Here is a 22,103-nt window from a genome sequence, read left to right on the forward strand (position 1 = left end):
GAAATCGCGATTACTTGCGCATTGAAGCAGCGTGGAACGGGTTCAGTCCCCGCCTGCACCTGTTTACAGCGCCGCCGTGGCGATTCAAGGGCGCTTTGTTGCGCTGCATGGTGACAAGCGAGAACACGCATGTTTAGTCTGCGCCCCAACGCAATGGTAGCGCTACCACTCGATGTCGGCCAGTCAGGGGTGGCAGCCGTTTTCCATCGCGCGATCGTCGTCTTGCCACGCTTGAATCCGGAATGGGTAACGAGAGCCTTCGGGGGCGACTTACCGATCCGGCCTGGAAGACGGGCACTGCCCGTGGGCGCCCCCGGGAGGGGCGGTACATCACTAACGAATGCAGCGAAGGGGAAATCCATGACCGTGTGCAGTTTCCGTACCATCCCACACCCGAGGACACGTCAATGAGCAGGAAGTTGGCGAAATTCAGATCCCGGGCCATGTTCACCTTCGTCGGGGGCGTGCTGGTCATCAATCCCGCCTTCGGCCAGGACGCACCGGCGTCGGCACCTGCGACGCAGCAGGAGCAGGCCTCCTCGCAGGCGACCGATCTGGACACGGTCGTGGTGACGGGTATCCGCAACAGCCTCAGCCAGGCGATGGACATCAAGCGCGATTCGGCGGGTGTCGTCGATGCGATCAGCGCCGAGGACATCGGCAAGTTCCCCGATACCAACCTCGCCGAATCCCTGCAGCGCATCACCGGCATCTCGATCGAGCGGCGCGACGGCGAGGGCGCGCAGGTCACCGCGCGCGGCTTCGGTCCGCAGTTCAACATGGTCACGCTCAACGGACGGCAGATGCCGGGCGCGGATGCGTTCGGCGCCTCCGGCCAGGTCGCGATCGGCGGCATCGATGGCGGCACCCGCGCCTTCAATTTCGCCCAGCTCGCCGCCGAGGCGATCAACGGCATCGAGGTCTACAAGACCGGCCAGGCGCAGGTGCCCAGTGGCGGTATCGGTGCGACCATCAACATCCTGACCGCTCGCCCATTCAACTACGACGGTTTCGTCGCGAACGCGGGCGCCAAGGTGGTTTCCGACCGCAGCCAGCCGTTCGAGAACGACCTCACGCCGGAACTCTCCGGCATCTTCAGCTACACCAATCCCGACAAGACGTTCGGCGTCAGCCTCAGCGCCAGCCAGCAGAAACGCAAGGGTGGCTCGGTGCAGGCCACGGAAAACTACTGGAACGTCCAGCCTTGGACCGGCACCATGCCCGGCAATCCGGCCGTGGTGAACGCGCCAGGCGTCGGCGACCTGTACGCGCGTCCCAACGACCTGCGCTACGCGTTCTCCGAGTTCGAGCGCGACCGCGTCAACGGCCAGGCGGTGGTGCAGTTCGCGCCGACCGACAGCCTGACCCTGACGCTGGACTACACCTATTCGACCAACGAGATCACGGAGAACCGTGGCGAACAGGCGATGTGGCTGCAGAACAGCAACTACACCAACGTCGAGTTCGACACCAGCGGCGCCGTCGCAACGCCGATCTACATCCGCGAGATCGCCGGCACCAAGGATTTCGGCCTCGAACAGCAGCGCAGCATGCAGAAGTACAAGCTGGGTTCGCTGGGCCTGAATGCGGTGTGGGACGTCAACGACCGCTTCCGCCTGAGCTTCGATGCGCACAACTCGAAGAACGAAAGCCGGCCGAACGATCCGCTGACGGGCGGCGGCTCGATCTTCATGAGCATCGCAGGCACCAACAACTGCACCACCGGTCCGCACTGCGGCGGTTCGTGGGTGCAGGAGCTGCGGTTCAACAACGGTCTGCCGGTCGGTACGCAGACGTGGTACCCGAGCACGGCGGATGCGATCGCCGGCACCAACGGCGTGGTCAATCCCGGATTCGTCGAAGGCGAGATCGGCTCGCAGGTGCTGCGCATCAATGCGCAGACCCAGGTCAGCGAGATCAAGCAGGCACGCATCGATGGCGAATGGAGCTTCGATAGCGGCCGCTTCCAGTTCGGTGTCGACAGTTCCAAGTCCTCGACGCACCGCCTGCAGGCCGCGGAAAACTACTCGACCTTGGGCGACTGGGGCGTGGGCAACGTCAACGGCGATGTCGCCGACGGGCTTATGGACCTGATCAGGCCGTACGATATCGCGGGGCTGTTCAACGACTACAGCGTCGCGAGCAGCAATGGCGCATGGCGGGGCAATGCCGCCGAGCTGGCGCAGTGGGCCGCCGACAACTATGGCGCAGGCATTGGCGTGAGTCCGCAGCGCGCCGCCGACAACCGCGTTGAAGAGAAGACGCAGTCGGCCTACTTCCAGATCGAGCTGGACGGCGAACTGGGCGGCATGCGCACGAACACCCGCCTCGGCGTCCGTTACGAGACGACCGACGTCGTGTCGACCTCGGTAATCGCCATTCCGGAGGCCATCGAATGGCAGGCCAACAACGATTTCCGGGTGGTGCTGTCCGACGAGCAGCAACCTTTCAGCGAACGGGCCAGCTACAGCTATATCCTGCCCAACCTTGACTTCAATATCGACATCACTGATGAACTGAAGGGCCGCGCTTCGTTCGGCAAGAGCATCGCTCGGGCGCCGTACGGCAACCTGTATGCAGGCCCTGGTGCGCAGCAGCCGTTCGGTTCGGTCCTGATCGACCCATCGGTACGCGCGAGCGGCAATGCGCAGAATCCCAGCCTGAAGCCGCTTGAGTCCGACAATCTCGACCTGGCGCTCGAGTGGTACTTCGCCGACGCGAGCTACGTGTCGTTGACCTACTGGAACAAGTCGGTCGACAACTTCATCGGCAACACGGTCGGACAGGAGAGCCTGTACGGGCTGAGGGACCCCACGTCCGGTCCGGATGCGCAGACCGCGCTGGCATTCCTCACCAGTGCCGCCTGCGTCACCCAGGTCGGCGCGGCCAATGCGGCAGCGTGCTCGGCCAACGACACCTCGCTGTTCACGGCGCTGGCGCTGCTGCGCAACAACCCGGCCGGACTGGCGGCATACAACGGCACCGATGCGCAGGTTCTGGCGACGGAGGCCGCCTACGACCTGTATGGCGAGGCCGACGATCCGCTGTACCTGTTCAACGTCAACCGTCCGATCAACCAGAACCAGTCCAAGCTGCACGGCTGGGAGATCGGCGGGCAGTACTTCTTCGGCGACAGCGGCTTCGGTGTCCTGGCCAACTACACCGTCGTGCGTGGCGATGTCGGCTACAACAATGGTGGCGATCCGGGCATCGACCAGTTCGCACTGACCGGCCTGAGCGATACCGCCAATGCCATGCTGATGTACGAGAAGTATGGCTGGTCGGTCCGGTTGGCGTGGAACTGGCGCGACGAATACCTGATCCTCGCCAACCAGGGCGCCAGCCGCAATCCGTACTACGTGGAGGAGTACGAGCAGTGGGATCTGAGCGTGAACTACACGCTCAACGACCACTGGTCGTTCGGCCTGGAGGCGATCAACCTGACGGGCGAGGACGTGCGGTGGCATGCACGTACCGATCAGATGATCGTCAAGCTGGCCGACCAGAGCCCGCGCTACATGCTGGGCGTCCGCTACAAGTTCTGAGTTTGGCGGCGGACTACCTCTCCGTACGCCGCCGAGGGGACCGCTGCGCGAGCAGCGGTCCTTTTTTCCGGTCACAAGAGGGTTCCGTGCAGCGGCGCGGGCGGTAACATGACGGCGCACCTTGGGATGGGAATGCAGACGACGATGGCCCGGTACGAGCTCCTCAACAACGTCGCCCACCGCGACCTGCGCGTGGCGACCGGCTTCGGCCCCGAATTCGGCGACGACGTGGGCATGGTGCCGGCGTTTCCCAGCGAGTTCGCCGAACTGCAGCGCGAATATCCGATCTTCCTGCGCAAGGACACCGCCACCGGCGAGTGGCAGTCCGTGGCGCTGCTGGGGTTCGAACAGCGCGAGAATCTTTTTTTGCAGGACGGCGGCTGGAGTGCCACCTATCTGCCTGGCGCGGTGGCGAAGGGTCCGTTCCTGATCGGATTCCAGGAGCAGCGCATCGACGGCGAGCTCCGGCAGGAACCAGTGATGCACGTCGACCTCGAGCACCCGCGTGCGGCCAATGGGAGCGGGGAGCCGGTCTTCCTGCCCCAGGGCGGCACGACGCCCTATCTCGACCATATCGCGGGCGTCCTGCGCGGCGTCCATGACGGCATCGCCTACGGTGCGGCGATGTTCGCGGCGCTCGACGCGGCCGGATTGATACAAACCGTGCAACTGGATGTGCAGGTGGACGAGCGGCACCGCGTCGCGGTCAACGGCCTGCACGGCATCGACCGCGAACGCCTGGCTGCGCTGGATGATGCGACGCTGTCGGCGCTGCATCGCGCCGGGTATCTGGAGGGCGTGTACCTGATGCTGGCATCGCTGCACAACGTGCGCCGCCTGATGGCCGAGAAGCAGCGTCGTCTGCGCCTGCAGGATGCCGTCGCCACGCCCGGCAAGGACTGACCCCGTGGCGGAAGGCACGCCGATACGCACCCTGGAAGGTATCCACGCGGATGCGCTGCCGCTGGACGTGCTGCTGGCGGAAGGCGAGCCGGTGGTGTTGAAGGGAATCGCGCGCGAGGCGGGTCTCGTGCAGGCGGGCGCGCACTCCGTGCACGACGCGATGACCTATCTCCGCGGTTTCGACGCCGGCATGCCGGTGCAGTACTCCTTCGGCGGTGCCGAGATCGGGAGCCGTCCGTTCTACAGCGAAGATTTCGCCCGCCTCAATTTCGAGGTGCGGCGCGCGCCGCTTGCCGAGGTGCTGGACGGGATCGCGGACCATCTCGAAGATCCCCGGCCGCCGACTTACTACGTGGCCTCGCTGCTGGTCGAGCGTGCGCTGCCGGGCTTCGCACAGGCCAACGGCCTGCCCCTGGCTGCGTACGGGATCGATGCGCCGGCCAGTATCTGGATCGGCAACCGGGTGGTCGCGTCCTGCCACTTCGACGCGCCCGACAATCTCGCCTGCTGCCTGGTGGGCAGGCGCCGCTTCACACTCTTTCCGCCGGAGCAGATCAACAATCTCTACCCCGGCCCGTTCGATCCCACGCCTGGCGGGCAGGTGGTCAGCGTGGTCGATTTCGACGCGCCCGACTTTGATCGCCACCCGCGCTTCCGCGATGCGCTTGCGACCGCGCGCACCGCGCTTCTGGAGCCGGGCGATGCGATCTTCATTCCCAGCATGTGGTGGCACCATGTGCGCAGCCTGGCGCCGTTCAATGTGCTGCTGAACTACTGGTGGCGCAGCTCGCCCGCGTTTCTCTCCTCGCCGTTGCCGGCGCTGCACCATGCGATGTGGACGCTGCGAGACCTGCCTGCGCGCGAGAAGCAGGCGTGGGCGAAGCTGTTCGAGTACTACGTGTTCGGCGACGCCGGGCAGGCCGGGGCGCATCTGCCGGAACAGGCGCGCGACCTGCTCGCGCCGATCGACGAAACCCAGGCGCGACGCATCCGCGCCATGCTGCTGAACCGACTCAACCGCTGACGGGGGCAACCGCATTGGACTCTCCAATCACATCGGAAGGACGCATCCGCAGGGTCGTGATCGCCGGCGGCGGTACCGCCGGTTGGTTGGCCGGGTGTGCGCTGTCGCACCAGTTCCGCGACCGGCTCGAGATCACCCTGGTCGAGTCCGAGCAGATCGGCACCGTCGGCGTGGGCGAATCCACCGTGCCGCCGATCCGTACGTTCCACCGTTTCCTGAAGATCGACGAGCAGGAGTTCCTGCGCGCCGTCGCGGGCACCTTCAAACTGTCGATCTCGTTCGAAAACTGGCGCCGTCCCGGTGAGCGCTACATCCATCCGTTCGGCATCACCGGGCAGGGCACGTGGGCGGCCGCATTCCACCATTTCTGGCTGGACAGCCTGCGCCGCGGCCTGCCGTCGGAGTTGGGCGACTTCTGTCTGGAAACGCTGGCCTCGCGCGACGACCAGTTCTCGCTGCAGACCCAGCCGCAGGTCAATTACGCGTACCACTTCGATGCCGGGTTGTATGCGAAGTTCCTGCGCCGCATCGCCGAGGGCCATGGCCTGCGGCGTGTGGAAGGCAAGATCCGCGAGGTCAGGCAGCATGCGGACGGCAACGTGCAGGCGCTTGAATTGGAGGACGGCCAGGTCATCGAAGGCGACCTGTTCATCGATTGCACCGGGTTCCGCGGGTTGCTGATCGAACAGACCCTGCATACCGGCTATGAAGACTGGAACGAGTGGCTCCCGAGCGACCGCGCCGTTGCCGTGCAGACAGAATCGGTGGGACCGCCGGTGCCGTACACCCGCGCCATCGCGCACGAGGCCGGCTGGCGCTGGCATATCCCGCTGCAGCACCGCGTTGGCTGCGGGCTGGTGTTCTCCAGCCGCCACATGTCCGACGACGAGGCGCGCGCCAAGCTGCTGCGCGATGTCGGCGCGCCCGCGTTGCGCGAGCCGTGGCTGGTGCCGTTCCGTACCGGGCGACGGTTGAAGGCATGGAACCGCAACGTGGTCGCGCTGGGCCTGGCCAGCGGTTTCATCGAGCCGTTGGAGTCGACCAGCATCCACCTGACGATCAGCGCCGTCGTGAGGCTGGTGCAACTGTTCCCGTTCGACGGTATCGCCTCGTCGCTGGCGGACCTGTTCAACGAGGTCAGCCGCGCAGAGATGGAGCACGTGCGCGATTTCATCATCCTGCATTACCACGCAACCCAGCGCGACGAGCCGATGTGGAAGGCCTGTCGCGAGATGGCGCTGCCGGATTCGCTGGAGATCCGCCTGCGCGCCTGGCGCGAACGGGCGCACGCGTGGCAGGACCCGGACGAACTGTTCCGCGTGGACTCGTGGACCCACGTGCTGCTGGGGCAGGGCATCCAGCCCGGTCCGCCGCATCCGCTCGCACGCGGGCTGTCCGATGATGACCTGCGCACGTTGCTGGCTTCGATCCGCCAGCCCATCGAGCGCGCGGTCGCGCAGATGCCATCGCAGCAGGCGTTCATCGAGCAGTACTGCAAGGCCGCACCGAGCGTGTGGCCTTCGCGCCCGGTGCCGGCGTAGCGACCGACGACAGGCGCATGATCCTGACGCCGCACCCGGAGCTGCGGGTCCAGCATCGCGTCATCGGGCGCGAGCGTGCGCCGCTGCTGGTCGTCGACCATCTGGTGGCCGATCCCGACCGCCTGCTGCGCAAGGCCGCCAGCCGGTCGTTCGAGAAGATGCCGACCATGTTCCCCGGGCTGCGTGCGCCGGCGCCGCCGTCGTACCAGCGGTTTCTCGAGACCGCATTGAACCCCCTGCTGCGCGAGGCGTTCGGCATGTCGCCGGGCCGCTTCGTGTTCCCCATGTGCCATTTCTCGCTGGTGACGCAGGCGCCCGAGAGCCTGCATTTCCTGCAGCGCGTGCCGCACATCGATTCGGTGAGCGGAGAGGGGTTGGCCACCGTGCATTACCTGTTCCGGACGCCGTGGGGTGGTACGGATTTCTACCGGCACCGGCGCAGCGGCTTCGAGTACATCGACGAGAGCCGGCACACGGCCTATTTCGCGTGCCTGTCGCAGGAGAGCCGCGAGGACGCCGCGCAGCGTGGTGGCTACATCGACGGCGATAGCCCGCTGTTCGAGCGCGTCGCCGACGTCGAAGGGGTGTTCAACCGGCTGGTGGTCTACCGGCGCAATTCGCTGCACTCGGGAAGGATCGGCAACGACCGGGCGCTTCCGGCAGATCCGCTGCAGGGACGGCTGTCGATTAACAGTTTCATCGACGTCGTGCACTGACACACGCGGCGGATGGCTGTGGGCCACGGCCGGTGGCGCGGCGCCGGCAGGCGGTTTTTGCGGCGCAGCAGGCTTTTTCCGCCGCTCGTGGTTACAGTGCGGCAACACGGCGCGGTCACCCCGCCGTGCGGGAGAAAAAGGGAGCGGCAGGTCGGTTCCCTTTTTTAAACGGCCAAAATGGTAGCGCTAACTTTTTGTGGGTCGGAGGCAGGTTCGATGGAGTTGGTCGCCGGTATCGACGCAGGCACGCAGAGCCTGAAGGTGGTGGTCTACGACCCGGCCACGCGCGCGCTCGTGGCGACGGCCAGCATGCCGCTGGAGCTGACCAGCGGCGAGGACGGCCGCCGCGAGCAGCAACCGGCCGACTGGGTGGCGGCGATGCAGGCGTGCTTCTCCCGCCTCGATCCTGCGTTGCGTGCGCGCATCGTGGCGCTCGCCGTGTCCGGCCAGCAGCACGGCTTCGTGCCGGTGGATGCGCACGGCCAGGTGCTGGCCCCGGCCAAGCTGTGGTGCGACACCAGTACGACGGCCGAGTGCGGGCAGATCATGGACCGCCTGGGCGGTGCCGAACGCACCATCGCCCTGGCCGGCAACCCGATCCTGGCCGGCTACACCGCCTCCAAGCTGCCGTGGACGAAGACACACCGCCCCGAGGCCTACGCCCGGCTGTCGACCATCCTGCTGCCGCACGATTACCTGAACTTCGTGCTGACCGGCCAACGCTTCTGCGAGTGGGGCGATGCCTCCGGCACCGGCTGGCTCGACGTGCGCACGCGCACGTGGTCCCAGGACCTGCTGCGCGCGACCGATGCCGACCGCGACCTGGCCGACTGCCTGCCGCCGATCGCCGCCCCGGACGCGCTGTTCGACATCGATCAGGCCATGGCGACGCAGCTCGGCCTGCCGGCCACGGTAAAAGTCGCCGTCGGCGGCGGCGACAACATGATGGCCGCCATCGGCACGGGGTGCGTGGAAGAAGGCCGGCTGGCGATGAGCCTGGGCACCTCGGGCACGCTGTTCGCCTACTCCGACACACCCGTCGTCGATCCGGCCGGTGCCTGGGCCGCGTTCTGTTCCTCCACCGGTGGCTGGCTGCCGTTGATCTGCACGATGAACTGCACCGTGGCCACCGAGCAGGTCGCCAAGGCCTTCGGCTTCAGTACGCGCGAAGGCGATGCGCACCTGCACGCCACCCCGCCCGGTGCCGACGGGCTGGTGATGCTGCCCTTCCTCAACGGCGAGCGCACGCCCGACCTGCCGCTGGGCAAGGGCGTGCTGGCCGGGCTGGATCCGACGACCTTCTCGACGGCGCATCTCTACCGCGCCGCCATGGAAGGGGCGACCTACAGCCTGAAGTACGGCTTCGATGCCTTCGTGCGGGCCGGCATGTCCTTCGAACGCATCGTGCTGACCGGTGGCGGCAGCAACAGCGCGGCGTGGCGCCAGCTGGTCGCCGATGTGTTCGGCCTGCCGGTCGATGTACCGGCGCAGTCCGAAGGCGCGGCTTTCGGTGCGGCGCTGCAGGCGCTGTGGGCGTGGGACAAGGCGCGCGGCGGCGACGCGTCCATCGCCAAGGTCGCGCGTACGCACGTCGCCGTCGATCCCGCGTTGTCCGTCATGCCCGATGCGTCCAGCGCACCGGCCTACGCGGCGGCCTACTGCCGCTTCCTCCAGTACCTCGATGCCGTCAGCCCGCTGCAACGCGGCTGACGTCCCCCACGCGACACCTCGCACAACCACAGGAACACCGCACCATGAGCACGCAGCCCTTCATCGGCGCCCAAGAATACTTCCCCGGCATCGGCCGCATCCCCTTCGAAGGGCGCGGCTCGGACAACCCACTGGCGTTCAAGGTCTACGACGCGCAGAAGAAGATCGGCGGCAAGACCATGCAGGAGCACCTGCGCTTCGCGGTCTGCTACTGGCATACGTTCTGCAATGCCGGCCACGATCCGTTCGGTCCGGGCACGCGCCACTTCCCGTGGGAGGCCGGCTCGCCGATGGCCACGGCCGAAGCCAAGGTCGATGCCGCGTTCGAGTTCTTCACCAAGCTGGGCGTGCCGTACTGGTGCTTCCACGACATCGACCTGGCCCCGGATGCCGAGGACATCGGCCAGTACGAGAAGAACCTCAAGCACATGGTGGGCCTGGCGAAAGCACGCCAGGACGCGACCGGCATCAAGCTGCTGTGGGGCACGGCCAACCTGTTCTCGCACCCGCGCTACATGAACGGCGCCTCGACCAACCCCGACTTCGCCGTCGTGGCGCGTGCCGCGGTGCAGGTGAAGGCCGCGCTGGAGGCCACGGTCGAACTGGGCGGCGAGCACTACGTGTTCTGGGGCGGTCGCGAAGGCTATGCCTCGCTGGTCAATACCGACATGAAGCGCGAAATCGCGCACTTCGCCCGCTTCCTGACGATGGCGCGCGACTACGGCCGCAGCATCGGACTGAAGGGCAACTTCCTGATCGAACCCAAGCCGATGGAGCCGATGAAGCACCAGTACGACTTCGACAGCGCCACCGTGGCCGGCTTCCTGAAAGAGCACGGGCTGGAGAAGGATTTCAAGCTCAACATCGAGGCCAACCACGCCACGCTGTCGGGGCACACCTTCGAGCACGACCTGCAGGTCGCCTCCGACCATGGCCTGCTGGGCAGCATCGATGCCAACCGCGGCAATGCGCAGAACGGCTGGGACACCGACCAGTTCCCCACCGACCTGTACGACACCGTCGGCGCGATGCTGGTCGTGCTGCGTCAGGGCGGGCTGGAGGGCGGCCTGAACTTCGACGCCAAGGTACGCCGCGAGTCCACCGACCTGGAGGACCTGTTCATCGCCCACATCGGCGGCATGGACGCGTTCGCGCGCGGGCTGGAAGTGGCGCATGCACTGCTGACCGAGTCGCCGTGGGAACAGTGGCGCAAGGAGCGGTACGCCAGCTTCGATACCGGCAAGGGCAAGGATTTCGAGACCGGCGCGCTGGATCTGGCCGGTCTGGCTACGCTGGCCACCCAGCTGGGCGAGCCGACGCAGGTCAGCGGCAAGCAGGAGCGCTACGAGAACCTGCTCAACCAGTACCTGCTGCGCTGAGCGCGTGATGACGGCTTCCGCCCGCCTGATTCGGGCGGAGGCATTGGCAGCAGGTGGATTCGAAGCCTGGAGGGGCGCAACGAATGAACAGCACCACGCTTGAAGGCGGCCACGTCGCCGGTGGCGAGAACACCCGCTTCATCATCCTGATCAGCCTGGTGGCGACGATCGGGGGGTTCCTGTTCGGCTTCGACAGCGGGGTCATCAACGGCACGGTCGACGGACTCAAGGCGGCGTTCGGATCCGATGCGGCGGTGACCGGTTTCAACGTGGCGTCCATGTTGCTTGGCTGTGCGATCGGCGCCTGGTTCGCGGGTACGCTCGCCGATCGTTACGGACGGCGGACGATGCTGTTGTGGTCTGCGGTGTTCTTCCTCGTGTCGGCGTGGGGATCGGGCATCGCAACGTCATCGATCGAGTTCGTCGTGTACCGGGTCATCGGTGGCTTCGCCGTCGGTGGTGCCAGCGTGATGTCGCCCGCGTACATCAGTGAGGTTTCGCCCGCGCGTTACCGTGGCCGGCTGGCCACGGTGCAGCAGATTGCGATCATCTCGGGTCTGTTCGCGGCGTTCCTCAGCAATTACTTCCTGGCCAGGTTCGCCAGTTCCTCGCTGGCTCCGCTGTGGCTGGGCCATGAAGCGTGGCGCTGGATGTTCTGGGTGGAGATCCTGCCGGCCGGACTGTTCCTGGTGGCCCTGCTGTTCATTCCAGAGAGTCCGCGCTATCTCGTGGCCAAGGGCCGGCAGGCGCAGGCGCTGGCCGTACTGACACGGCTTTACGGTGGCGTCGATGGGCCGCGCAAGCAGGCCGAGATCGAAGCCTCGCTCGCGGCGGACCATCATGCACCGCGGCTGTCGGATCTGCTCAACAAGGCCACCGGCAAGGTGCGCCCGATTGTCTGGATCGGCATTGGCCTGGCGACGTTCCAGCAACTGGTCGGCATCAACGTCGTCTTCTACTACGGCGCGGTGCTGTGGCAGGCGGTCGGCTTCTCCGAGAGCGATGCGCTGCTCATCAATGTCATCTCCGGTGCACTGAGCATCGGCGCCTGCATCGTCTCGATGCTGCTGGTGGACAAGGTGGGACGCAAGCCGCTGCTTTGGGTCGGGTCGGCGGGCATGGCGGTGACGCTGGGCCTAGTGGCCTTCGCCTTCTCCACCGGCACCCTGGATGCGGCCGGCAAACTGCAGCTGTCCGACGACATGGGCGTGCTCGCGCTGGTGGCGGCCAACCTCTACGTGGTGTTCTTCAACCTGTCCTGGGGCCCGGTGATGTGGGTCATGCTCGGCGAGATGTTCCCCAACCAGATCCGCGGGTCGGGCCTGGCGGTAGCCGGCCTGGCGCAGTGGGGTGCGAACTTCCTGATCACCTGGACCTTCCCGATGCTGCTGACCGGCATCGGTCTGGCCGGCGCCTATGGCCTGTACACGCTGGCCGCTGCGATCTCGGTCGTCTTCGTCATGAAGTACGTGCACGAGACCAAGGGCCGCGAACTGGAGCAGATGGAAGGATGAAGACGATGACGAACCGGAGTTCCCTGCGCGTGCGCAGCGGCGTGCTGATCGCAGCGCTGGTGATCGCGCTCGGCGCGTGCAAGGGCGAGGACCAGGCGGCTGCACCCTCGGCGGCGGCCGACGCCAACCCATGGCCGCAGGTCGCCTGGCCGCTGGCCGAGGATGCCGCACTGGAGCAGCGCATCACCGAGCTGATGGCCACCATGACGGTGGAAGAGAAGGTCGGCCAGCTGGTGCAGGGCGACATCGCCAGCATCACGCCGGACGACGTGCGCAAGTACCGGCTCGGCTCGATCCTGGCCGGCGGCAACTCGGATCCCGGCGGCCGCTACGATGCCTCGCCGGCCGAATGGCTGGCGCTGGCCGACGCGTTCTACGAGGCGTCGATGGACACCTCGCAGGGCGGCAAGGCCATCCCGATCATCTTCGGCATCGACGCCGTGCACGGGCAGAGCAACATCGTCGGCGCCACGCTGTTCCCGCACAACATCGGCCTGGGCGCGGCGCGCAATCCCGAGCTGCTGCGCCGGATCGGCGAGATCACCGCGCTGGAGACGCGCGCCACCGGCATGGAGTGGACGTTCGCGCCGACCGTGGCGGTGCCGCAGGACGACCGCTGGGGGCGCACCTACGAGGGCTATTCCGAGTCGCCCGACGTCGTCGCCAGCTACTCCGCGGCCGTGGTCGAAGGCCTGCAGGGCAAGGTCGGCTCGCCGGACTTCCTCGATGGCCGCCACGTGATCGCCTCGGTCAAGCACTTCCTCGGCGACGGCGGTACCACCCACGGCAAGGACCAGGGCGATACGAAGATCAGCGAGGCCGAGCTGGTGCGCATCCACGCCGCCGGCTATCCGCCGGCCATCGCGGCCGGCGCGCAGACGGCGATGGCCTCGTTCAACAGCGTCAACGGCGAGAAGATGCACGGCCACAAGCCGTACCTGACCGACGCGCTGAAGGGCCGCATGGCCTTCGGCGGCTTCGTGGTCGGCGACTGGAACGGTCATGGCCAGGTCAAGGGCTGCACGAACACCGACTGCCCGGCCACGATCAATGCCGGCCTGGACATGGCGATGGCCTCGGACAGCTGGAAGGGCTTCTACGAGACCACGCTGGCGGCGGTGAAGGCCGGCACGATCAGCCAGGCACGGCTGGACGATGCGGTGCGCCGCATCCTGCGGGTGAAGTTCCGCCTGGGGCTGTTCGAAGCGGGCAAGCCGTCCTCGCGTGCGGTGGGTGGGCAGTTCGCCTTGCTCGGTGCGCCCGAGCATCGCGCCATCGCGCGCCAGGCCGTGCGCGAATCGCTGGTGCTGCTGAAGAACCAGGGCGGCGTGCTGCCGATCTCGCCCAAGCAGCGCATCCTGGTGGCCGGCGATGGCGCGAACGATGTCGGCAAGCAGGCCGGCGGCTGGACGCTCAACTGGCAGGGCACCGGCACCACGCGCAAGGACTTCCCCAACGCCGACACGATCTACGAGGGCATCGCGCAGCAGGCCAAGGCGGCCGGCGGCGAGGCGATCCTGTCCGTCGACGGCAAATACACGCAGAAGCCGGACGTGGCGGTGGTCGTGTTCGGCGAGAACCCGTATGCCGAGTTCCAGGGCGACCTGCAGACGCTGGCGTACAAGCCGGGCGACGAGGCCGACCTGGCGCTGCTCAAGCGCCTGAAGGCCGAGGGCATCCCGGTGGTGGCCATGTTCCTGAGCGGCCGCCCGCTGTGGATGAACCGCGAGATCAATGCGTCCGATGCGTTCGTGGCCGCCTGGCTGCCGGGCTCGGAAGGCGCGGGCATCGCCGACGTGCTGCTGCGCAAGGCCGATGGCAGCGTGCAGCATGACTTCAAGGGCAAGCTCAGCTTCAGCTGGCCGCGCACGGCGGTGCAGTACGCCAACAATGTGGGGCAGGAGGACTACGACCCGCTGTTCGCCTTCGGCTTCGGCCTGACCTATGCCGACAAGGGCGACCTGGCGGCGCTGCCGGAGGAGTCCGGCGTGACCGGCGACGAGGGCGCGAGCGGCGTGTTCTTCGCACGCGGCGATGCCGGTTCCGGCATGGCGCTGCGGCTGGAAACCGCCGATGGCCAGGGCGTGACGGTCACCAAGGTGCCGGACGCGCTGGACGGCGATCTGCTGAAGGTCACCGGCGTGGACCACCAGGCGCAGGAAGACGGACGTCGTCTTGCCTGGTCGGGCAAGGGCGAAGCGGTCGCGGCGCTGCAGTCGCACACGGCACTGGACCTGCAGCGCGAGAGCAATGGCGATGTGATGCTGCTGACGACGCTGCGCGTGGACGCCGCCCCGACCGCCGAGGCCTGGCTGTCGGTCGGCTGCGGCACCGGCTGCACCGCGCGCGTGGCGCTGGCGCCGACGCTGGCCAAGCTGCCGGCCGGCCAGTGGACGCGCGTGGGCGTGCCGCTGAAGTGCCTGGCCAAGGCCGGTGCCGATGTCGCCAAGCTCGACCGTCCGTGGTCCGTCGGTACGGCGGGGCCGATGACGATCTCGGTCTCGCGCGTGGCGCTGGGGGCATTGAACGAAGCCGAGGCCACCGTCGCATGCCCGGACGCGTGACCACTGCGGCTCCGTTGGCGATGTCGCGGTCTGACCGCGGCATCGCCTCGCCGTCCGCCCCTCATGTTCGCAGGGAGGGCTCGCGGTGATGGGCCGTGGTGCGCTATCGGCGCTTCGGCGGTGCCGCCACCGAGTCGCGGGTGACCAGCCGGTGCGGCACCACGTGATCCATCAACACGCGGGTACTGTCGGACTTGCGCCGGATGCTGCGCAGCAGGATATCGATGGCCGTATTCGCCATCGACGCGATCGGCTGGTGGATGGTGGTGAGTTCCGGCCAGACCGTGGTCGCGGCCGAGGTGTCGTCGAAACCGACCACCGACAGGTCGCGCGGCACGTCCAGGCCACGCCGATGCGCGACGGAAATCGCCGCCGCCCCCATGTCGTCGTTGCTGGCGAAGATCGCGGTCGGCGGCTTGCGGTGCGCGAGCAGTTTCTCGGTGGCCTTCAGCCCGGAGCGGTAGGTGTAGTCGCCCTGCTGGACGAGATCGCTATCCACCTCGAGTCCAGCCTCATGCAGCGCGGTGACGAAGCCATCGTAGCGGCGCGAACTGGCGCTCAGGTCGCTGCGTCCCCGGATGAAGCCGATGCGACTGTGGCCCTGCTCGATGAGGTGTTCGGCCATCTCCCTGCCGGCGCGGAAATCGTCGATCCGCACGCAGGAGATCTCGTCGCTGAAGCGGCCCGACGCGATGGCGACCACGGGAATACCGGCCTTCACCAGTTCCGTCACCGCCGCGCGCGATTCGCAAAGTGGCGGCGGCAGGATCACGCCGTCGACGCGCGCGCCCAATGCGCGGGCGGCCTTGCGTTCGGATTCGGTATCCAGGTCGTCCCAGTAGTCGACCACCAGTTGGATCGCGGTGCGGGACGCGACCCGCAGCAGGCCGACCAGCAGCTCGCGCAGGTAGGCGCCACTGGGGTTGGTGTAGATCAGCGCGATGCGCGTGTGCTGCGCGGCGGCCAGCGAACTGGCCGCCAGGTTGGGCGTGTAATCCAGCTCCCGCACGGCGCGCATGACGCGTTCGCGGGTGGCGTCGCGGACCTTGCCCTGGTTGTTGATCACCCGCGACACGGTCATGGGCGACACACCGGCCCGGGCGGCCACCTCGTCGATCGTCACGCCGCTGCTCTTGCGGCGGATCGACTTCTTCGGCTTGTCCACTACACGTTCCCTTCTTCTACGGTGGCGCCGCCAGACGGCGACCGGCCGGTCCGGCATGGGCATCTGGCGGGATGATGGAACAGTTCGCGCCCGCCTGTCCCCCGGACATTGGAATGTTACCGCTAACCTCCGGGTTGGGCGACCGGCGTCGAGGCTGGCGGCTGGCCATGGTATTGGCCTTGTGGGCATGCACCGGCGCCGCATCGGCGGAAGACGGCTACGCGTTGTGGATGCGCTACGTGCCGGTCGACGCCACATCGGCGGGCGGGTATCGCGCCCACGCGCAGGAGATCGTCGCGCCCGACCGGACCGCTACCCAGCGCGTCGCACGCGAGGAACTGGAGCGCGGTCTGGCCGGCCTGCTGGGCGTCACGCCCCGGTTGCGCACCACGCTTGGCGACGGTGGTGCGTTCGTGCTGGGCACGCCGCAGTCGTCGCCCTGGGTCGCACCGTTCGGTCGTGACCTTCAGGCACTGGGCGACCAGGGCTATCTGCTCCGGTCCGCACGGATCGGGGAACGCGATGTGATCGTCGTGGCCGCGCGCGACGACGTCGGCGTGCTGTACGGCGTCTTCCACCTGCTGCGCCTGATGCAGACGGGCGCGTCGCTCGATCGGCTGGAGGTACGCGAGTCGCCGGCGATCGCCCGACGCGTGCTCAACCATTGGGACAACCTCGACGGCTATGTGGAGCGCGGCTATGCCGGCGGCTCGCTGTGGGACTGGCATACGCTGCCGGACTGGCAGGACCCGCGCTACATCGACTACGCGCGGGCGAATGCCTCGCTCGGCATCAACGGCAGCGTCCTCAACAACGTCAATGCGAACGCGCTGAGCCTGTCGCCGGACTACCTGCGCAAGGCGGCGGCGCTGGCGGACGTGTTCCGCCCGTACGGGATACGCGTGTACCTGAGTGCGCGTTTCAGTGCACCCATCGAGATCGGCGGGCTCGCGACGGCCGATCCCCTCGATCCCGACGTGCAGCGCTGGTGGCGGAACAAGGCGGACGAGATCTACGCGTTCATTCCGGATTTCGGCGGCTTCCTGGTCAAGGCCAACTCGGAAGGCCAGCCCGGTCCGCAGGACTACGGACGTTCGCACGCCGACGGCGCCAACCTGCTGGCCGATGCGCTGGCGCCGCATGGTGGCGTGGTGATGTGGCGCGCCTTCGTCTACGCGCACGACGTGCCGGAGGACCGCGCCAGGCAGGCGTACAACGAGTTCGTCGGGCTGGACGGCGCCTTCCGCCGCAACGTGCTGCTGCAGGTGAAGAACGGGCCGATCGACTTCCAGCCGCGCGAGCCGTTCCACCCGCTGTTCGGCGCGATGCCGCGCACGCCGTTGATGATGGAGTTCCAGATCACCAAGGAATATCTCGGCTTCGCGACGCACCTGGTCTACCTGGGGCCGCTGTACGAAGAAGTCCTTCACGCCGACACCCATGCGCGCGGTCCCGGTTCGACCGTCGCGCGGGTGATCGACGGCTCGCTGGACGGCCATGCGCTGTCCGGCATCGCCGGCGTCGCCAACATCGGCGACGACCGTACCTGGAGCGGATCGCATTTCGACCAGGCGAACTGGTATGCGTTCGGCCGGCTGGCCTGGAATCCGCGGCAGTCGGCGCGCGACATCGCGGCCGACTGGGTAGCGATGACGTTCTCGCGCGATCCCGACGTGGTGGCGCCGGTCGTCGACATGATGATGGCCTCGCGCGAGGCGGCCGTGGACTACATGACGCCGCTGGGCCTGCACCACGTGATGGCGCGTGGCCACCACTACGGGCCGGGTCCGTGGGTCGATGGGGGACCGCGTGCGGACTGGACCTCGGTGTACTACCACCGTGCCGACCGCGACGGCATCGGCTTCGACCGCACGTCGCACGGCAGCGATGCCGTGGCGCAGTACGCGGCTGATGTGGCGGACGTGTTCGCCGACGTGGAGCGCGTGCCGGACTCGCTGCTGCTGTGGTTCCACCACGTGCCGTGGGAGCACCGTATGGGGTCCGGGCGTCCGCTGTGGGATGAACTGGTCCATCGCTACACGCGTGGTGTGCGCAGCGTCGAGGCGATGCAGGCGACATGGGACCGACTGCAGGGCCGGGTGGATGCCGAGCGCCACCGGCACGTCGCCGCCTTCCTGCGCATCCAGCGCAATGAGGCGCAGTGGTGGCGCGACGCCAGCGTCGCCTACTTCCAGTCGCTCAACGGACGCGCACTGCCGGCCGGGGAGGAGCCGCCCGCGCATCCGCTGGCGTACTACGAGTCGCTGCAGTTCCCGTTCGCGCCGGGGGATGGACGATGAGCCGTGCTACCACGCTGGCAGGCAAGACCCTGGCGCTCGCGTTGCTGTTCATTGGCGGCGGTGCACGCGCACAGGATGCGCCGTTGTTGCACGCGCTGTTCCAGGACCACGTGGTGCTGCAGAGGGAGCGCCCGATCCCGGTATGGGGTACCGCCGATGCAGGCGCAACGGTCAGCGTCACCCTTGCGCGCGAGACGGTCACGACGCAGGCCGGAACGGACGGTCGCTGGCGCGCGACACTGCGGCCGGCGGCGGCCGGTGGTCCCTACAAGCTCGTGGCCAGGGCAGGGCAGGCGATACAGGTCGTGCGCAACGTGATGGTCGGCGATGTGTGGCTGTGCTCGGGGCAGTCGAACATGGAGCTTCCGGTCTGGCGGGCGCTCGACGCCAGCAGCGAGATCGGCTCGGCGTCGCATCCGCGGATCCGCTTGTTCACCGTGCCGCAGGTGGCGGCGGTGGCGCCTCGGGCCACGTTCCAGAGTGCTACGGCGTGGAAGGTCGCCTCGCCGGAGACGGTGCGCGACTTTTCCGCCGCCTGCTTCTATTTCGCACGCGAACTGCAGAAGACGGTCGATGTGCCGATGGGGCTCATCCAGGCTGCGTGGGGCGGGTCGCGCATCGAGGCCTGGACCGGTGCGGATGCTCTGCGGGCTGGCGGGGGCGCGGAGGAGGCGCTGGATGTGCTGGCGCTCTACGCACACGATCCCGCGGCGGCGCTGGCGCAATGGGGACGGCACTGGGAGCGCTGGTGGACCACGCGCCCCGGTGCCGTAGCCGGCGACAGGCCATGGCGGTCCGATGCCCCCGATGCCGGCTGGCGCGACGCGCCTGCGTCGCTCGGCGCATGGGAGCGCTGGGGCGTCCCAGCACTGGCGGACTACAACGGCATGGTCTGGTACCGCACGCAGGTGACGCTGACGGCGGCGCAGGCCGCGACGCCCGCCACGCTGGAACTGGCGCCTGCCGACGAAATCGACATGACCTGGGTGAATGGCAGGGCGGTCGGCAGCGAGTACGGTGCGGGCGAGCCACGCCACTACCGGTTGCCTCCGGGTGTGCTGAAGGCGGGCGCCAACACGGTGGTGGTGAACGTGCTGGATACCTATCGCGATGGCGGACTTGCGGGGCCGGCGAGCGCGCACGCGTTGCGTTTCGATGACGGCACGCGCTTCGCCCTCGATGCATCGTGGCGCTACCGGCCCGCGCCCGGCGATGAGACACCGCCCGGCGCGCCCTGGCAGGCCGCGAACGGCCTGTCGACGCTGTACAACGGCATGATCGCGCCACTGGGCGACTACGGCCTGCGCAGCATGCTGTGGTACCAGGGCGAGTCCAACACCGGCGAGGGCGCCGCCTATGCCGCACGGTTGCGCACGTTGCGCGACGATTGGCGGCGGCAGTTCGGTTCCCGCATGCCGATGCTGGTCGTGCAACTGGCCGGCTATGGCATGCCGCCGACCGCACCGGTCGACAGCGGCTGGGCCGAGCTGCGCGAGGCGCAGCGTCAGGTGGTCGCCGAAGACGCGCAGTCGGGGCTGGTGGTTGCCATCGACATCGGCGACGCCTACGACATCCACCCGCCGAACAAGCAGGAACTGGGGCGACGCCTGGCACGCGTGGCGCGCCATGTCGTCTACGGCGAACGCGCGCTCGCGCCGTCCGGACCTGTCGCGCATGAGGCGACGCGCGCCGCCGACGGCGTACGTGTCGTGTTCGGCGGCGTCACCGGTGCGCTGACGACGACCGGCGCAAACGGCCCCATCGGCTTCGAACTCTGCGATGCGCACACGCGTTGCAACTACGCGGACGCCACGCTCGACGGGAACACCGTCGTCCTGCGCGGCGCGGACTTGGTCGATGCGACGCGGGTGCGCTACTGCTGGGCGGATGGCCCGGTCTGCACGCTGCGCGATACAGCCGGACTGCCGGCCGGTCCTTTCGAACTCTCCCTCACGACGCCCGAGGTGCCCCGATGAAGCTGTTCTCCCTGCGGAAGCCACAGGACGACCGCGGCGAGGCGCGCGCATCCCGAGGGCGTCGTGTCGGTGCACGCGGCGTGCTGATCACTGCACTGCTGTCGCTGGCCGCGCATGTACATGCGCAGTCCCCCGCCGCGCCGCCGGTGTACTTCGACTGGTTCGAATACAGCGGTCGCGACAAGGCGTTCGAAGCGCCATTGCCCGCCGGTCACTACCGCAATCCGGTGCTGGCGGGTTTCCATGCCGATCCCAGCATCGTCGTGGCCAACGGCAAGTTCTATCTGGTCAACTCCAGCTTCACCTACTTCCCGGGCATTCCCGTGTTCGAGAGCACGGACCTGGTGCACTGGAAGCAGATCGGCAACGTCATCGACCGTCCCACCCAGCTGGACTTCGACGGACTGAGTGTGTCGCGCGGCATTTTCGCGCCCACCATCGAGTTCCACGACGGCGTGTTCTATGTGGTCACCACGGCCACCGACAGTGGCGGCAATTTCATCGCCACCGCGCGCGACCCCGCCGGCCCGTGGTCGGATCCGCACTGGCTGCCGACCATCGGCGGCATCGATCCCTCGCTGTTCTTCGACGACGACGGCAAGGTCTACCTGCTCAACAACGACGAACCGCCGGGACCGGCGCGCTACGACGGCCACCGTGCCATCTGGATGCAGCAGATCGACCTGGCGCGGTTCCAGCCGATCGGTCCGCGCAAGGTGCTGATCGATGGCGGCGTGGAGCCTGAGAAGAATCCGATCTGGATCGAAGGTCCGCATATCTACAAGCGCGAGGGCTGGTACTACCTGTCCGATGCGGAGGGCGGCACCGGACCGCAGCATTCGCAGGTCGTCCTGCGCAGCCGCGAGGTATGGGGTCCCTACGTGCCGTATGCAGGCAATCCCATCCTGACGCAGCGCGACCTGCCCGCAGATCGAGCGTTGCCGATCACCAATGCGGGGCACGCCGATCTGGTGGAAGGGCCGGATGGATCGTGGTGGGCGGTGTTCCTCGCCAGCCGCAATTACCAGCAGCGTCACTACAACACCGGGCGCGAGACCTATCTGCTGCCGGTGCAGTGGCGCAATGGCTGGCCGGAGATCCTGCCTGCCGACCAGACGATTCCCTACGTCGTGAAGGCTCCCTCATGGATGCGCGGCGAAGCCACGCAGGCGCCGTCCACCGGCAACTTCGTGCATCGTGACGAGTTCGAGGGTCCGGCACTCGCCTCCGACTGGTTGCGCGTACGCGTGCCGAAGACCGCCTGGGCGGACCTGGGTGCGCGTCCCGGTTCATTGGCGCTGACGCCGCTGGCGGAAGGCCTGGACACGCTGCGCAACCCTGCGTTCCTCGGCCGTCGCCAGCAGCACCTGCGCTTCGAGTCCAGCACCGCGATGACGACGCCCGCGCCGGGCGTGGCCGCGGGACTGGCCGCCTTCCAGAGCGAGGCCTACTGGTACTTCCTGGGGGTACGCCGCACGGCGGGCGATCGCATCGCCGTGTTCCTGGAAGCACGCGACGGCAGCGGCACCACGCGCACGCTGGCGACACGCGAGGTCGAGGCCACCGATGCGCTTCGCCTGAAGATCGAGGGCGACGAGGGCGATTACGGTTTCGCCTTCGACACCGGCGACGGCCGTGGCTGGCAGACGCTGGCCAGCCGGGTCGACGGCACCGTGCTGAGTACCGACCATGCCGGCGGTTTCGTCGGCGCCCTGTTGGGACCGTACGCGCGCGACGAGCGCGCCCAGAGGAGCGAATGATGAAGA

13 protein-coding genes are annotated in these 22,103 nt (G+C 67.7%); 12 read left to right on the forward strand and 1 reads right to left on the reverse strand.

What is annotated here, in order from left to right:
* Positions 1–407: 407 nt before the first annotated feature.
* The 9 genes from AC04MD_RS04570 to AC04MD_RS04610 all read left to right on the forward strand — a co-directional run bounded on the left by AC04MD_RS04570 (position 408) and on the right by AC04MD_RS04610 (position 14,896).
* The gene (locus tag AC04MD_RS04570) at positions 408–3,545 is read left to right on the forward strand and encodes a TonB-dependent receptor (RefSeq protein ID WP_475496121.1); all 3,138 of its coding nucleotides are present in this window, start codon (positions 408–410) and stop codon (positions 3,543–3,545) included.
* A 144-nt stretch (positions 3,546–3,689) separates the two neighbouring features.
* Positions 3,690–4,448 carry a SapC family protein gene (locus AC04MD_RS04575; protein WP_475496122.1) on the forward strand — a complete coding sequence of 253 codons (759 nt, stop codon included), beginning with the start codon at positions 3,690–3,692 and terminating at the stop codon, positions 4,446–4,448.
* Positions 4,420–5,472 (forward strand): cupin-like domain-containing protein, encoded by a 1,053-nt coding sequence (locus AC04MD_RS04580; protein WP_475496123.1) that lies wholly within the window; start codon positions 4,420–4,422, stop codon positions 5,470–5,472. The genes AC04MD_RS04575 and AC04MD_RS04580 overlap by 29 nt, the downstream gene beginning before the upstream one ends.
* A 14-nt stretch (positions 5,473–5,486) precedes the next feature.
* Entirely contained in the window at positions 5,487–7,013 is a 1,527-nt protein-coding gene (locus AC04MD_RS04585; protein WP_475496124.1) for a tryptophan halogenase family protein, read from the forward strand.
* A 17-nt stretch (positions 7,014–7,030) separates the two neighbouring features.
* Positions 7,031–7,729, forward strand: coding sequence for a DUF6445 family protein (locus AC04MD_RS04590; protein ID WP_162339227.1), 699 nt, complete (start codon positions 7,031–7,033; stop codon positions 7,727–7,729).
* 216 nt (positions 7,730–7,945) lie between these two features.
* The gene (xylB, locus tag AC04MD_RS04595) at positions 7,946–9,439 is read left to right on the forward strand and encodes a xylulokinase (RefSeq protein ID WP_475496125.1); all 1,494 of its coding nucleotides are present in this window, start codon (positions 7,946–7,948) and stop codon (positions 9,437–9,439) included.
* Between the two features lie 44 nt (positions 9,440–9,483).
* Positions 9,484–10,818, forward strand: a complete 1,335-nt coding sequence (gene xylA, locus AC04MD_RS04600; protein ID WP_475496126.1) for a xylose isomerase — start codon at positions 9,484–9,486, stop codon at positions 10,816–10,818.
* Positions 10,819–10,901: 83 nt separating this feature from the next.
* Entirely contained in the window at positions 10,902–12,332 is a 1,431-nt protein-coding gene (locus AC04MD_RS04605; RefSeq protein WP_475496127.1) for a sugar porter family MFS transporter, read from the forward strand.
* Positions 12,329–14,896: a glycoside hydrolase family 3 protein gene (locus tag AC04MD_RS04610; protein ID WP_475496128.1), complete on the forward strand. Its 2,568-nt coding sequence runs from the start codon at positions 12,329–12,331 to the stop codon at positions 14,894–14,896. Before AC04MD_RS04605 ends, AC04MD_RS04610 begins: the two co-directional genes overlap by 4 nt.
* 103 nt (positions 14,897–14,999) lie before the next feature.
* Here AC04MD_RS04610 and AC04MD_RS04615 read toward each other — a convergent pair whose 3' ends face one another.
* Complete coding sequence (locus AC04MD_RS04615) at positions 15,000–16,061, reverse strand: LacI family DNA-binding transcriptional regulator (RefSeq protein ID WP_475496129.1); 1,062 nt, start codon at positions 16,059–16,061, stop codon at positions 15,000–15,002.
* Positions 16,062–16,174: 113 nt separating this feature from the next.
* Here AC04MD_RS04615 and AC04MD_RS04620 point away from each other — a divergent pair, with 113 nt between their 5' ends.
* Genes AC04MD_RS04620 through AC04MD_RS04630 form a run of 3 tightly spaced genes read left to right on the forward strand, consistent with a single transcriptional unit; the run spans position 16,175 to position 22,097 of the window.
* Complete coding sequence (locus AC04MD_RS04620) at positions 16,175–18,361, forward strand: alpha-glucuronidase family glycosyl hydrolase (RefSeq protein ID WP_475496130.1); 2,187 nt, start codon at positions 16,175–16,177, stop codon at positions 18,359–18,361.
* Positions 18,358–20,337 (forward strand): sialate O-acetylesterase, encoded by a 1,980-nt coding sequence (locus tag AC04MD_RS04625; protein WP_475496131.1) that lies wholly within the window; start codon positions 18,358–18,360, stop codon positions 20,335–20,337. Before AC04MD_RS04620 ends, AC04MD_RS04625 begins: the two co-directional genes overlap by 4 nt.
* On the forward strand, positions 20,334–22,097 hold the full coding sequence (locus tag AC04MD_RS04630; RefSeq protein WP_475496132.1) for a glycoside hydrolase family 43 protein: 1,764 nt from the start codon (positions 20,334–20,336) through the stop codon (positions 22,095–22,097). The genes AC04MD_RS04625 and AC04MD_RS04630 overlap by 4 nt, the downstream gene beginning before the upstream one ends.
* Positions 22,098–22,103: the final 6 nt, after the last annotated feature.

The sequence above is a fragment of the Pseudoxanthomonas sp. LjRoot206 genome (assembly GCF_056175725.1).

Excerpts from the sequence above, each read along its gene's own strand:
- AC04MD_RS04630 (WP_475496132.1), top strand. The coding sequence starts at position 20,334 with ATGAAGCTGTTCTCCCTGCGGAAGCCACAGGACGACCGCGGCGAGGCG.
- AC04MD_RS04605 (WP_475496127.1), top strand. The coding sequence starts at position 10,902 with ATGAACAGCACCACGCTTGAAGGCGGCCACGTCGCCGGTGGCGAGAAC.
- AC04MD_RS04580 (WP_475496123.1), top strand. The coding sequence starts at position 4,420 with ATGCCGTCGCCACGCCCGGCAAGGACTGACCCCGTGGCGGAAGGCACG.
- AC04MD_RS04610 (WP_475496128.1), top strand. The coding sequence starts at position 12,329 with ATGAAGACGATGACGAACCGGAGTTCCCTGCGCGTGCGCAGCGGCGTG.
- AC04MD_RS04575 (WP_475496122.1), top strand. The coding sequence starts at position 3,690 with ATGGCCCGGTACGAGCTCCTCAACAACGTCGCCCACCGCGACCTGCGC.
- xylB (WP_475496125.1), top strand. The coding sequence starts at position 7,946 with ATGGAGTTGGTCGCCGGTATCGACGCAGGCACGCAGAGCCTGAAGGTG.
- xylA (WP_475496126.1), top strand. The coding sequence starts at position 9,484 with ATGAGCACGCAGCCCTTCATCGGCGCCCAAGAATACTTCCCCGGCATC.
- AC04MD_RS04570 (WP_475496121.1), top strand. The coding sequence starts at position 408 with ATGAGCAGGAAGTTGGCGAAATTCAGATCCCGGGCCATGTTCACCTTC.
- AC04MD_RS04620 (WP_475496130.1), top strand. The coding sequence starts at position 16,175 with ATGTTACCGCTAACCTCCGGGTTGGGCGACCGGCGTCGAGGCTGGCGG.
- AC04MD_RS04590 (WP_162339227.1), top strand. The coding sequence starts at position 7,031 with ATGATCCTGACGCCGCACCCGGAGCTGCGGGTCCAGCATCGCGTCATC.
- AC04MD_RS04625 (WP_475496131.1), top strand. The coding sequence starts at position 18,358 with ATGAGCCGTGCTACCACGCTGGCAGGCAAGACCCTGGCGCTCGCGTTG.